This window comes from Streptomyces sp. GbtcB7, from assembly GCF_019091445.1.
Taxonomy (GTDB): Bacteria; Actinomycetota; Actinomycetes; order Streptomycetales; family Streptomycetaceae; genus Streptomyces; species Streptomyces mirabilis.
Genome location: NZ_JAGXJM010000022.1, coordinates 71,742 through 84,753 on the forward strand (window position 1 = coordinate 71,742; position 13,012 = coordinate 84,753).

The window sequence follows — 13,012 nt, forward strand, 5'->3', positions numbered from 1 at the left end:
GGCCGACCGATGAAGCCGACTCGGTGCGCTTCCACAGGTCCAGCCAAGGCGTCACCACCGTTGGCACGCCGAGCCGATGTCCGTCGAGGATCGAACCGCTCTGCCTCGAGGACACGAAACGAGGACGCTGTACGTGACATTGGGTGCGATGCTGTCTGCTGACCATCGAGAGGGGAGAGAGCGTGCTGCGCGAAGGCGTGAGACCCGAGACGGTTGTCCTGGCAGTAGCGAAAGCGATCGAGGCCAAGTTCAGCCGCAGTGACTGGATCGAACTCAGTCTCCTCACGGGTGTGCGGGAAGAAGTGGTCAGCCACGATCGGCTGCTCCGCAGCCTCAACTGGGGTGACGACGACTACTTCGGTCATGTCGCTGACATGGTGCCGCTTCTTCTGGGCGCTTCCGAGCGACAGCCGGGCTCACAGCGGCGATCGGTCAGTTCCAGGTTTCCCAACTTCGCACAGGTTGAGCAGTTTCTCGACCTCCCGGCCTGGCTACGCACGTCCGAGCCTGACCTCTATGCGAAGCTGTACGGCGGCCCTGTTCCGGTGGATGCTCTGCAGGCCGCTGCCGCCGAGTTGGGTGTCATCGATGTCGACGAGCATGCAGTTCGAATCCGTCGAGGTCTACGGGAGGACCCGGCACAAGCTATCGGTTCGGCCAAGGAACTACTGGAGACCGTCCTCAAATCCATCCTGGGGCTCCATGGCACGGGCAAAGAAACCAAGCTGGATGTGCCTGTGCTGCTTCGGAAGGCCAATGTCCAACTGGGCCTGGACGCCGGTGGCGTTCGTGGAAGCGATGCCGCGGCGGAGCAACGCCGCAGGATGCTGGGGTCTCTCGCCCAACTGGTGATTTCCACAGCGGAGTTGCGTAACGCGGGTTTCGGGACTGGACACGGCTTGAGTCAGCGCCCTGAGCTGGATGTTCCAACCGCTCGCATGGTCGTTGCCGCAGCAGTCACGGTGGCCCAGTTCTACATTGAGGCGCATGCTGCAACCGCCCAGAACGTTTGACGGCGACGGCCGATCTCGATGCAAACGCCGACGATCGACAAGTCCTGTCCTGGCCAACGCCGCTGCGTTAGCCGTTCGGGTTGGGCGTCAAGCACCTGGTCATGGGGCGGGACCCCGAGTAGTTCCTGTGGTGTCGAGCCCAGGAACGAGTGCCCGGAGGTCCCGTGTTGCAGCAGTCTGCCAGTGTCGGGCGGAGCCTGACACCCCTCGACTGTATGCCCCAGGCCATCTGGGCGAGTTGACCGAGATCATCGATCCCTGCCTGGTCGACGCGGTTGTCGCCGAGACAGGAGCCCAGGAACAGCGGCTGCGGCTGTTGCCCGCGCGGGTGGTGTACTTCGTGCTCGCGCTCGCCGTGTTCGAGTGTGTCTCGAATACAGGGGTGTGGGCGAAACTGACCGCCGGTCTCGGCAAGGTGGTGACGGCATGCCCGTGTACGTCCTCGCTGTCGCGTGCGCGACGCCGGTTGGGCACCGCACCGCTGCGCCGACTCTTCGAGGTCCTGGCCAGCCCGGTCGTGACTCCGACTGACGGGACTCGTTCTACCGCGGACGGCGCCTGGTCGCCCTGGACGGCACCACCCAGTGCGTCCCCGACGATCCCGCCGTGACTTGGCACTTCCCCAAGCACATCGGCGAGGTGAAGGAGTTCGGCTATCCGATGGTCCGCCTGGTGGCCCTGGTGGAGTGCGGCACCCGTGCCCTGCTCGACGCCGCTTTCGGCCCCGGCCGCATCGGCGAACTGTCCTACGCTCACCACCTCCTGGCCAGTCTGGACGCCTCCATGCTGCTGCTGGCCGACGCCGATTACGACGCGGTGGACTTCCTCAACGCGGTGTCCGGGACCGGTGCCGCGTTCCTGCTGCGCTCCACCCGTAAACGCTGCCCCACCACCCGACACACGCTCCCGGACGGCTCCTATCTGACCTTCATCCGCTCCCAGCACTACCGTGCCGGCCGAGGATACGGCCGACGCCTGGAGGTCCGGATCATCGAAGCCTGGATCACCGTCCGTCTCGAAGATGGCACTCAGCGCACCGAGTTATGGCGCCTGATCACCAGCCTGCTCGACGCCGACCGCTATCCCGCCCTGAAACTGATCGAGATCTATCACCGCCGTTGGGAGGCCGAGACCTGCTACTTCTCGCTGAAGTCGGCCATCCTGGACGGCCGGATCCTGCGATCGAGGACCGTTCCCGGCATCGAGCAGGAGTTGTACGCCCTGCTCACGGTCTACCAGGCCCTGATCCGCACTGCGGATGATCTCGTCTTCGTCCGCCCGGCACTGCCCGCACACCGCATCAGCTTCACGGTCCTGCTGCGGGCCGCCGCCGACAATATCGTCACGGGCGACAGCTCCCACCGATCACGGCTCCGGCCACGTTGGTGGGCTCCATCGGCTGGGCCGCCCTGGCTGACCTTCACTCGCCACGACCCCGCCACCGACTGAAGGCGCGGATGCGTAAACGACACAGCAAATATCCCTTTACCCGCCACCGTCATCCCCGCAGGTGCATGGGCTACAAGCTCCACACCGCGATCATCACGGACGGCATCCTTGACAAGACAACACCCGGCTAAGCGCAGCGGCGTTGCCGCCGAGTGGTGTAGCCGATCAAGGCGCCGGAATCCGCAGGTCGGGGCCGGTGGCTCAGGCTGGTCGGGCGTTCAACTCGCCTGTGAGGCTGGGTCAGGACTGGAGCAACACGAGCAGCTCCCGAATGTCGGCCGCTTCGCTGGTAAGACCAAGGCTTTCGAACATGCTTGCTGCACGCGTGAGATGAACGGCGGCCTGGTTGATGTCGCCTGCGGTGATCCATGCCAGGCCGATGGCGCCCAGAGTGTGCGCGTACAGATCGTGGGCGTTGGCGCGTTGGCACGCTGCTTGGGCTTGCAGTAGGTAGGCGATCTTCTGCTGGGGCGTGAGGATGGTCAGCAACTCGGCGCAGGTCATCAGGATTGCCGCTTCGTCGCGGGGATTGCCCATGGCGCGGCTGACGGCTTCGATGGCCCGCTCGCAGACAACCTGTGCTTCGTTGGACTGTCCCGATGCCTGGAGTGCGAATGCTGCCGTGCAGAGCGCTTTCGCTTCGTTGGTGGTGTCGCCGAGTTGCTGGAACAGTGAGGCGGCCTCTTCTGCTGCGGCGCACGCAGCTGTGACGTTCCCCAGCTCCTGGTGGTCAAGGGACAGGTTGTTCAGTACCGCGGCCTGTTCCTGCAGGTCTTCACAAGCCCGTTGGATCGTCAGGGCTTCCTGGTGGATCTGCAGTGCGTCGGCGGGTTTCCCCCAATCGCGCAGGGCCGAACCGAGCCCGTTGAGTGCCTTGCCGCGTTCCTTGTGGTTGTCGATTGAGGCGAAGAGGTCGGCGGCCCGCCTGTGAGCGGGGACAGCCTCCTCGTAGCGTGAGGCCTCGGCCAGGGCGATGCCGAGGTTGTTCCACGCTCCTGCCTCGGCGGCGAGCGCTCCCGCTTGGTGGGCAATGCTGCACGCGATCGTGGTCACGGCGATCAAGTCATCGAAGTACCCGTGCCAGATGAGGTAGTCGTAAAGGATCACCGGGAGTCGGAGAGCGATGTCCTGGTGCCCGATGCCGGCTGCGGCGGCCACGGACGCGGTGAGGTTGACACGCTCGCTGTCCAGCCAGGCGAGCGCCTTGTCTTGGTCGGCGAATTCGCCTGGCGCAGATGAGTGTGCCCCCAAGGTGAGGTGCGCGCTTGCCGCGAGGGCGGTTGTGGTGTAGTGCTCGAGCAGTCGGCTGCGTGCCTGAGCGTGAGTCCCTGCCGTACCCAGCGCCCCTTCTCCTCCGGCATTGTTTGCTGCAGCCTGCTGGGTGTCGAGCGCGAGTTCGGTGGCGTAGTCGCGGACGAGGTCGTGCATCGACCAGCGCTTGTTCACGCAATCGAGCAGGTGCGCTTGGACGAGAGCGCGGAGTATGGTGCGGACGGCTGGCAGCGGGCGGGCGGCCAGCACTGTCACTGCTTCAAGGCCGATGTCGGGACCGGGGTTCAGCGCCAGGAGCCGAAAGAGCTCGGCATGATCCGGGGAAAGCCGGTGGTAGGAGAGATCGAAGGAGGCACGGACAGCCCGTTCTCCGTCGTCCAGGAGGCTCAGTCGTGACCGGGCCGTGGCTAGCTCGGCCGTGAGTTCGGCGATGGTCTGGTCGGGTTCCAGGATCAGCAGGGCGGCGCTGATGTGCAGGGCTAGCGGCAGGTACCCGCACAGACCGGCCAGTTCTTCGATGCCGTCTGCGGCGTCCAGGACGCGTCGGTCGGCGGGGTTGGCTCTCTGCAGGGCATGCCGCAGGAGTGCCACCGCCGCCTCGGGGCTGAGCACGGCAAGATCCACGAGCCGGGCGTTGAGGGTCGGCAGGGTGTGCCGGGAAGTGATCAGGACTTGGTGCCGGTGGTTGCCGGGGAGCAGGAGACGGACCTGGTCGGCGCTGGCGGCGTTGTCGGCCACGATGAGTAGACGTTGTCCCTGGTCGGCCCGGTTTTCCAGCGCGGACCGGTACAACGCTGCCCGTTCCTCAGCCGCTGCAGGAATGCCGGCCGGGTCGACGCCGAGGGCCCGCAGGAACGCCTCCAGAGCCTGGCCTGGCTGCACCGGGCTCTCGTCGTATCCGTGCAGGTCGATGAAGAGGCTGCCGGTGAACCAGCCGGCCTCGGCGGCAGCATGTCCGCAGGTCAGGGCGAGTGCCGTCTTGCCCACGCCGGCGAGCCCGGCGACTGAGGTGACCAGTATGGGCGGTATGACATCATCCGCAGCCGAGGCGGTGGTCGGCCCGGCCCCTGAGCAGTCCGCGTCCTGCTGCGGTGACCCGGTGCGCGGCCGCAGGACTGACAGAACCTGCTCCACCTCTGTGCCCCGGCCGCTGAGTTTTGAGGGCGCAGCGGGAAGAGAAGCCAGCGCGGTCGGCGCTGGCGCGGGCGGGTACACACTGATCGTCAGAGGGCTGTAGTCGCCCGTGGTGACTGCGCCTATGCTCCCGGCGGCCGCGACGGAGCGCGGGCCGGATGCCGCCACGTCGGCATCCGGCATCAAGGACTGCCGGTCAGCAGGCGAATTCTGCGCTTCGGGAGTGGGTTTGGGCTTCCTCTGCCACGGATTCATGCGCGTGTGTCGTCTCCGGTGAAGGCCTCGCCGACCTCGCCGGCCGCTGCGACGCCTCGATCACCCATCGCCTGTGCCGAACCGGACGTCCCTGCTGCTGCCGGGGGTGCCGCAGGGGGTGCGGCGAGTGTGACGCGATCACCGGTGACCACTCGTCCGATGCTGCCGCCGGCCGCGACGGAACGTGCTCCCGCCGCTGTCGCAGCCGCCCCATGGTCGCCGACCGCAGACGACCGCACCAGTGTGTAGCAACTCAACGCAACCCCGACCAGGCTGGCGACCGAACCAGCCACGCTCGCTACCTGACCAGCCGTGTCGAGATCAGCAAAAGCCGCGACGACACCCAGCCCCACCGCTACCAGGCCGCACAGCACTGCCAGCAGCCACATCACAGTCCTCAGCCGTCCCGTCACACACGCATCATCGCATTGGGGACTGACATCCCCGTCTGCTCGACGCCCGCGTGATACCGGGCCCCAAGACGCCCGCCCGCCTACGGGTGGACACAGCCGATGCTTCCGCTTCCCCACCGGCACGCAGGGACACGGACCCAGTGGCGGCCGGCGGATGACTCGAAAGCGAAGTCGGGGCGGGCAGATAGCGTCGTGAAGCGCAAAAGGGGCGGAGCGGTCGGCGTTGTCGGTGGTGCCTGAGACAGTGATGGGGTGGATAGCCAGGCAGAGCGAATTTTCGATGATGCGGTCAGGACCGGCCGCAGGAACGCCGTCACCGTGGAGATGGCTCGCCGTCATTGTCTGAACATGACGTTCACCGAGTTCGGCGGGCGGGGAACGGCCGAAGCGGTAACCGGGTTGCCGATCAACACGCGGCAGGTGGGCTGCCTGGTGGCGCACGGCGGTATCGGCGCCAATCTGGCCTGGATCGCTGGCGAGTTCTACGAACAACACTGCGTGGGATGCACTCATCGCCGTCCCACGGGCGACGTGCCGAACCTCGCCACGGTCATGGACGAGCAGAAAGATGCAGCGGCCCAAGTCGAGGCGGCCGAGCGTGCTGAAACGGCGCAGCGGCACCGCGAGTGGGAGCAGCGTGCCGAGCACCGTCGGGGCGTGCAGGCGTCCTCGGACATGGCGATGGCCAGTGCTCTCAACGATATCGGTGTCCTGGACCAGGAGCCCGGTGCGGAGCGGGACAGGGCGGCCTGTGACGGTGCGCTGCGGCGGTTGACTGCGCTGGCGGAGCGGGCGCCGGAGACCTTCAGCACCGTGGTGATCGAGTTGGCCCTGGCTCTGGTGGCCGACGTGCACCGCTCGGAGTTGTTGACGCCGTTGCGGCACGTGGCCCGTGTCCGCAGCGAGTGTGCCGCGGATGTAGTGCGGGCAGCCCTGGACGCGTTGAGGCGCAGTCCTGTCGAGGAAGCCGGCCGCTGTGTGGCCGACCTTTTGACTTCGCGCGATGCTGGCCAGCTCGACGGGGCGGTGATCCGGTCGTTGGTGTATCTGGCTGATCCGCGAAGTCGGCGTTTTGGGTCCTATGAAGGCGGAACCGGGGACGCCAGCGCTCTACGTGCGGCAGCCGGAGCGGCCCCTCGATCGGTGGCCGCTGTGCTTGCCGGCATGCTGCCCGCCCCCCGACCGTCCGCGTCACTTGTGGTGCCTGCCGGAGTGCGGCCCGCACCCCGGACACGAAGAGAGGCCGAGACCGATCGGCGAGCTGCCGCAGCCGCGGTGCGGGCCCTGGCGTTCACCCACGCGGACGTTGCGGGTCCGCTCGTGCCGGCGATGCTGCTGAATCTGGGCGTTGACGGCGACCACCACGACGACCCCGCGCCGGTGGGCACGATCCAAAAAGCCCTCGCCACCCTGCTCGTCCTGACGGTGGGCGACGTCCCTGCCCAGCTCGAGCGGGCCGGCAGCACCGCCGCAGACACCGTGCGCCAGCGCCACTTCGGGGTCCTGGAACAAGCCGGCCGCCTCATCGACCCCGGATACAGATTCCGGACCGCCAGCGATCCCCAACTCGATGAGAGCCAGCAGCGGACCGTCTTCGAGTACCTGCTTTCCACGTGCCTGACCCGCATCGGGGGAGACTGGGGCGACGACGTACGCGTCCCGGCCGCGACCCTGGTCGAGCAGCTGGCCCACACCCACCCGGCCTGGGCCCAGCCACATCTTGATGCCCTCCTGGGCTCGGCGCTGACCGCCATCGACACGCTGGAGTCGACGGACACCGCCTCCGCCCCGCTCCTGGCCACCCCCGAAACAGTCCCGCCCCAACTGCGCTTCCTCGAACGGATGGGGCACCAGCAGTCTCTGGCGTCCAGTATCGCCAGGCTCCTGCACGCCCTGGAACACATCGCCACCGTCGACGTAACGGCCGTGTGCGGGGCGGTCGTCGACACCATCGCCGACGAACGCGACAGCCAGCGCGGACCGGTCATCGTGCCGCGACTGCTGCCGTTGCTGGGGAAACTCGGACGACGCCACGGCGACCATCCCGGCCTGCTGCGGATGATCCTCCCGTCGCTGCACACCTACGTCGTCGGCTCCGATATCGCCTCACGGTCGGCCGCACTGAGCGCCTGGGCAGACATCGGCGGCACCCACCGTCTGCCCTCCAGCATCTCCGATCTCCTACCGGCTCTGCTCACCGACTCCTACCTCGGTGTTATCAACGGCGTTCTCGACACCGCTGTCCGTCTGGACTGGAGCACCCAGGACACAGCCTCTCTGCTGGACTACGCGCTGTTGGTCTGCACACACGTCAACGCCGACCAGTTCCCGGACACCGTCAAGAAGGCCATGGCGGCGGCCTCCCGTCTCTCCCGGAGCGATGCGGCCCTCAGGATCCACACGGAACGGGAGATCCTCCGGCGCGCCGCCGACCTCGACCGCTACGACCTGCGCGACGCCCTGAGCCGTGACTGGCTGCCGCAGACCGCCTCCACTGTGGCCATGGCGCAGCTGCGCCTGCGCCAGGTGCGCGACCCGTACATCAACGACCAGTTCAACGTCCACGACAACGAGCAGCTGTGCGCACTGTTGGACTGCGGCCCGGGCCTGGCCGGCCTCTTGGTGGAGGACCTGAAGGCGGCCGCCCTCGAACTCGGGCCGCACGGCATGTTCGGGGCGGCCGAATACGCCGAGGTCGCCTGGCGGGCAGCTCGCCCGGGAGATGCCGCCGCCATCATGAACGCTGTGCTTGAGGTGATCCCGGACCAGCCCGCCTTCACCGCCTACAGGGCCCTGTCCTCGCTGATCGCCGCTGCGGCCGCGTTCGACGCAGCCGCAGCAGCCCACGACGACACGAGTGCGGCCGCCCTCGCGCTGACACACGCCGCTCACGCCATCGGTGCAGACAGCGACACCCACGCTCTGGCGGAGCAGGCTCGCACCCGTGTCACTGTTCGCAGCCTTCTCGCGGGCCACGAACCAGTGCCGGTCACTGGCACAGACCAGCACGATCCAGACCAGCGCCCCGGCCATACCAGCAGCGACCCGGCCGCCGACCTGCGTGCCCGCGCAGCCCACCTACGTGCCACCGCGGACACACTCAGGGGCCAGTCCCAAAAGGCAACACCGACCGCCGCCTACGTGTGGTGCTTCGCCGGGCTGTGCGAAGTGGCCGCCGTTCTGATCACGCTCGACGCGGCCGAACTCGACGCCGACACTACGCAGATGACCGCGCTGGCCACCGCGGCCCGCCGACGCGCAGCCGTCATCACCACCGAGCTTCGGAAGCGATTCACTGACGCTGACCCGCTGGCCGGCCCCGTGTTGGCCGCCCTCGCGCGGGTGCAGTCCCTCACCGACGCCAGCGGCGTCGCGGACCTTCTCGCCGACTGGGCCGCCCTGCCCCTGCCACTGGTGGTCGCCCGCGGCCCGCGCCGCACGCTGCTCACTTCCGGCACGGCCGCCGCGGACAACGCCCCGGACTCCCAGTTGGCAGAGGACCAGCCGGCTGTCGCCGTGGTACTGGCCAGCGTCGACGGACACCTCATCACCGGCCCGCAGGTCCTGCGCCCCTCGACGGTCTACGAACTCCGCCTCGACGTACGCACCGGCCCCTGGCCCGAGTGGGCCGAGACCCTAGAAGCCGAACTCCTCAGCCACTTCACCCCCAACGAGGCACAAACACCCGCCTACTTCTGGCCGCGCCCGCCAAGCCCGAACGGCCCGGCGACACTGAACGCCACCGGCACGCTCATCCTTCGCTTTGGGCTCCCCGCTGGCAGCCCTGCTCCACCGTTCCTGGTACATCTGCGATGGCGCGGCACCCGGGACGGCAAACCGGTCACCCAGCGCCTCGACGTCGCCGGACACCACGAAATCCGCTTCCGCCCCTTCCACCCCGCACGCGACTTTCTGACCAACTTCCCTGTCTTCGACGAACGCCTGCTCGCCCTCTACGAACGCCTCCACCACGCCGGCTACGACGAGGACCAGCTCCAGGCCTTCTGCCGCCTGTTCACTGCCATCTGCCGTACCGGGCTCACCATGACGTGGAACAAGCAGTACAAGCGCGGCAGCCACGTGACAGAACGCAAGTTCCACGACGACCTGTACAAGGAACTGCAGGCAGAGCCGGAAATCGGCGGGCGCCTGGAGCGGGGCAACCCGCTCGCCCTGGGCTACCTCGACGTCCGGCACGACGGAATCACCGCCGAGCTGAAGGTCGAGCGCAAAACCCCGGTCACCCAAGAGAGCGCCCCCAAGTACATGGGGCAGCCCACACAGTACGCAGCCGCGGACGGCGCCCGCCTGTCGATCCTGTGCATCCTGGACATGAGCCGCAAGACATCGCCTGTCGGAGTGCCGGAGAACTACCTTTTCACCCTCCAGCCGGCGCTCCATGGACTGGCCAATCCGGAGGCGCCTTCACTCGTCGCAGCCATCGTCGTCAACGGCAACCTGCCGACCCCCAGTACATGGTCGCGCCGCAAGACACCCGTACAGCCCGCCTCCTCGCCCTGAACCCCCTGACACCCGGCCGCCTGTGCGGAGGGCGGCCGAGGCTCTGGCCGACTGCCCTGAATCGGATTGCTGTTGGTGTGGCTACCGCGTCATGCTTGCTGAAGCCGTGCGGTTGCGGACCAGGCGGTTCACCTATTCCTGGAGGGGCTGATGGGAACCCACGGTCAAGCGGGGGCGGATCCAGGGGCGCTGCACCGCAGCAGACTTGAGGCGTTCGTGCTGCGCGCCCGCCGGGTGGAGGCACACTCCCTGGCGGCGGGCTGGGACGCGCTGGTTGCTCTAGCCGGTGCCCCGTATGCGGTGACGGCCCTCGACGACGGCGAGGTACAGGTCCGACAGGATTACCCGGCCGAGGAGATCGTGGAGTCGGCCGCCGCCCGGGTCAGGCCGCTGCTGCTGGAAGGTGACGCCTGCTCGTATCTGAAAGCGCTGGCCGCGGTGGGGTACTTCTGCCGGGAGCCGCACGACACGACATGGACGAAGGCCGCGCGGGTCGAGTGGCGGACGCGAGCGGACGCGAATGCCCCATGGGAGGACGGCGGCTACCAGGTCATGATCGGAGACGACGTCACGGGCTGGACCGCCGAACTCGACGACCGCAAGCTGGCCACGGCATGGATCTACGGCGACGTGGTTCACCATGACACCGACCTCCTCGAAGAGGCCGATCCCTTTGGCCTGTCCGAACGGTTCCGTGCTGCTGTGCCTCTGGTCGCCTGGGCCATGGTCAAGGCGATCGAACTCCTCAACTACGTCCGGGCCCTCCAGACCGATGGGCTTCTCGGGCTCCCGACAGCACTGTTCGACCGGGAGGTCGTGCTGACGTCGACCTGCTGGGAGCACAAGGTGCGGGCGTACGCGGCACCGGTCGGAACGCCTGCACCCGCTGATGCACTGGATCCCTTCACTGATCCGTGGACCCCCTGGTCGGGCAGCACTGTCCTGCTGCACGCAGACGACTGATCCCGGCCGGCAGTCCGCATATCTGCGTGGGCGACAGCCTCGTCACGGAGGCTGCGGGCAGCCTGTGCATCCGCCGGACCCGCACCCGTGCCTCTTACCGGAAGATCTGCTGTCACAGGGCGGGTTCGTGACTTTCCCACCGCCGGAAGTGGAGGCCCGGAAGGATGAGCCGTGGTACCAGGGAGCAGGCCTGTTACGGGAGAGCCCATGGACAAGACGAGCCGACCATCAGCACGACGCCGCAGCGCAGGGGCTACGGTCCTTCCCGCCGTCCCGGGCACACCGCATATGCGAACTGCCCGCGCCGTTTCCCCACGTACTGGACCAGCTTACCTACGCGACGCTGGATGACTGTCGGCAGTGCCAGCCCACACTGCTGGACAGTGTCGCAGGTGATACGCGAGCGACGCTGGAGGCTGGTGTCCTGGGCCTGTTTCCTCACGTCGGAAACGTACTGTGGCATCCCGTTGTGGAAGTTCGCGTAATTCCCCCGGCTGAAGTTCATGAGCGTCTCCATGGGGAGCGCGGAGTTGCTTTGCCGAGACCCGGGGGATGTCGCAACTTCCCGGGCCGCCCCAACCAACAGTAGGGGTGGAATCCGTCGACGAGCGGATGCTGCGGCGAGCCCGTGACGAGCACTGGCACGACTGGCAGCAGTACCAGAGGGTGCGGACTGACTGGGCGTCCCGAGCCGGATCGATGGCGCATTATCTTCGAGCTGCCGGACGACCAGGAGCAGGCCACCCGACAGCGTCTGAACGCCTTCGTCACGGTCCTTGGCAACACCCTCGACCTTGGCAGCCGCCCTTCGCCCGCGTCCAGGCCAGAGCCCGACTCTGCTAGCAGCGAGGACGAAGGCTCCACTCCACACTCCCGCTCAACACGACCGGAACGCTCCCGCCACACGTCTGGGTTTCTGATGGCCACCAGGATCAGCGAGATGCGGGCGACGGCCGCCTCCGGGCTGAGGAGCCGTACGGCGGTCCCGGCGGCGGCCCTCGCGGCGCCGTAACGGGCATGAGTTTTGGTGGGGTCGTGCCCTCTGTATTCGGCACGACCCCACGTCACTCGGATGCCCACGAAAATGCGGGCGTGACGCACGGCAGTGGGTCACCATAGGTGGGGTGAGTACCAGCAAGAAGCATCACTACGTTCCACAGATGTATCTGCGGAACTTCGCGGACACCAAGCTGCGGACGCAGGTCGTGCGGCTGGAAACCAAGCAGTCGACAACCGCGCGGATCAGCACGGTCGCTGCGACGAACCACTTCACCGGCTCACGGTCAACGGCGAGCACAGTCTGCATCTTGAGGACGCGGCAACCGCGTTGGAGGGCCGCGCGGCGCAGCCGCTGCTCAGGTTGATCGACCCAGGCAAGCATATGTGGCCGCTGCCTGACGAGGAGCGGCTGACTTTGGCCTTCTTCATCACCTTCCAGTACCTGCGCGTGCCCGCGGCGCGGGACACGTTCAGCAGTCTTGTCGAACAGCTTCCTGAGATGCTCGGCCAGCGCCTTCCGGCGGAGCTCCAGAACCTGGACATCCCGCTGGCCCATGCCGCCTCCATGATCGGCGACGCTCTGCCGGAAGGGACGGGAGAGCTCTGTAACCGCTCCTGGGCCGTGATCGACTTCCAGCGAAAGCGCCTGGCTACCTCGGACGTTCCCGTGGTCCCACTGCCGGACGAGAACACGACCGAACAAACTGCTGCCGGCCTGAGATCCCCAGACGGCGTGTACTTTCCGTTGTCCCGCCAGACGGCGCTACTCATCGGTCCACCTGGCACCATTCCCGAGGATGATCAGATTCTGTTCGGCAATGCGCGCACCGCACGCATGTTCACCGCTGCCACGCTCGCCTGGGCTCGTGACTGTCTCTTCCACCACCCCGACGACGACCCGCTGCGCGGCTTCGACCTGCCGCAGCCCTGGCGCGGGGAAATCCGGTGGGAACGCATGGGGCCATCGCAATCCGTGCCATAGCCCACTGTCGC

At 67.3% G+C, this 13,012-nt stretch carries 7 protein-coding genes and 1 pseudogene; 7 read left to right on the forward strand and 1 reads right to left on the reverse strand.

The annotated features are described in order from the left end of the window. The first annotated feature begins 182 nt into the window (after positions 1-182). Genes KVT44_RS32035 through KVT44_RS32045 form a run of 3 tightly spaced genes read left to right on the forward strand, consistent with a single transcriptional unit; the run spans position 183 to position 2,462 of the window. On the forward strand, positions 183-1,013 hold the full coding sequence (locus tag KVT44_RS32035) for an abortive infection family protein (protein WP_217570611.1): 831 nt from the start codon (positions 183-185) through the stop codon (positions 1,011-1,013). After that, positions 988-1,623: a transposase domain-containing protein gene (locus tag KVT44_RS60155; RefSeq protein WP_302832131.1), complete on the forward strand. Its 636-nt coding sequence runs from the start codon at positions 988-990 to the stop codon at positions 1,621-1,623. Before KVT44_RS32035 ends, KVT44_RS60155 begins: the two co-directional genes overlap by 26 nt. Continuing rightward, positions 1,581-2,462, forward strand: coding sequence for a transposase (locus tag KVT44_RS32045; RefSeq protein WP_254650179.1), 882 nt, complete (start codon positions 1,581-1,583; stop codon positions 2,460-2,462). The genes KVT44_RS60155 and KVT44_RS32045 overlap by 43 nt, the downstream gene beginning before the upstream one ends. A gap of 240 nt (positions 2,463-2,702) precedes the next feature. Here the strand turns inward: KVT44_RS32045 and KVT44_RS32050 are convergent, their stop codons facing one another. Next, positions 2,703-5,123 (reverse strand): tetratricopeptide repeat protein, encoded by a 2,421-nt coding sequence (locus KVT44_RS32050; protein WP_217570615.1) that lies wholly within the window; start codon positions 5,121-5,123, stop codon positions 2,703-2,705. A 761-nt stretch (positions 5,124-5,884) separates the two neighbouring features. On the opposite strand from KVT44_RS32050, the gene KVT44_RS32055 reads away from it, so the two are divergent. From KVT44_RS32055 to KVT44_RS32070, 4 genes and pseudogenes are all read left to right on the forward strand, one after another. Beyond that, positions 5,885-10,057, forward strand: a complete 4,173-nt coding sequence (locus tag KVT44_RS32055; RefSeq protein WP_217570617.1) for a hypothetical protein — start codon at positions 5,885-5,887, stop codon at positions 10,055-10,057. A 150-nt stretch (positions 10,058-10,207) separates the two neighbouring features. Then, entirely contained in the window at positions 10,208-11,020 is an 813-nt protein-coding gene (locus KVT44_RS32060) for a hypothetical protein (RefSeq protein ID WP_217570619.1), read from the forward strand. Between the two features lie 1,124 nt (positions 11,021-12,144). Continuing rightward, positions 12,145-12,384, forward strand: a complete 240-nt coding sequence (locus KVT44_RS61105) for a DUF4238 domain-containing protein (RefSeq protein ID WP_368857596.1) — start codon at positions 12,145-12,147, stop codon at positions 12,382-12,384. Next, positions 12,315-13,001: pseudogene (locus KVT44_RS32070) on the forward strand (DUF4238 domain-containing protein); the annotation flags it as partial. The gene KVT44_RS61105 and the pseudogene KVT44_RS32070, both read left to right, overlap by 70 nt. Positions 13,002-13,012: the final 11 nt, after the last annotated feature.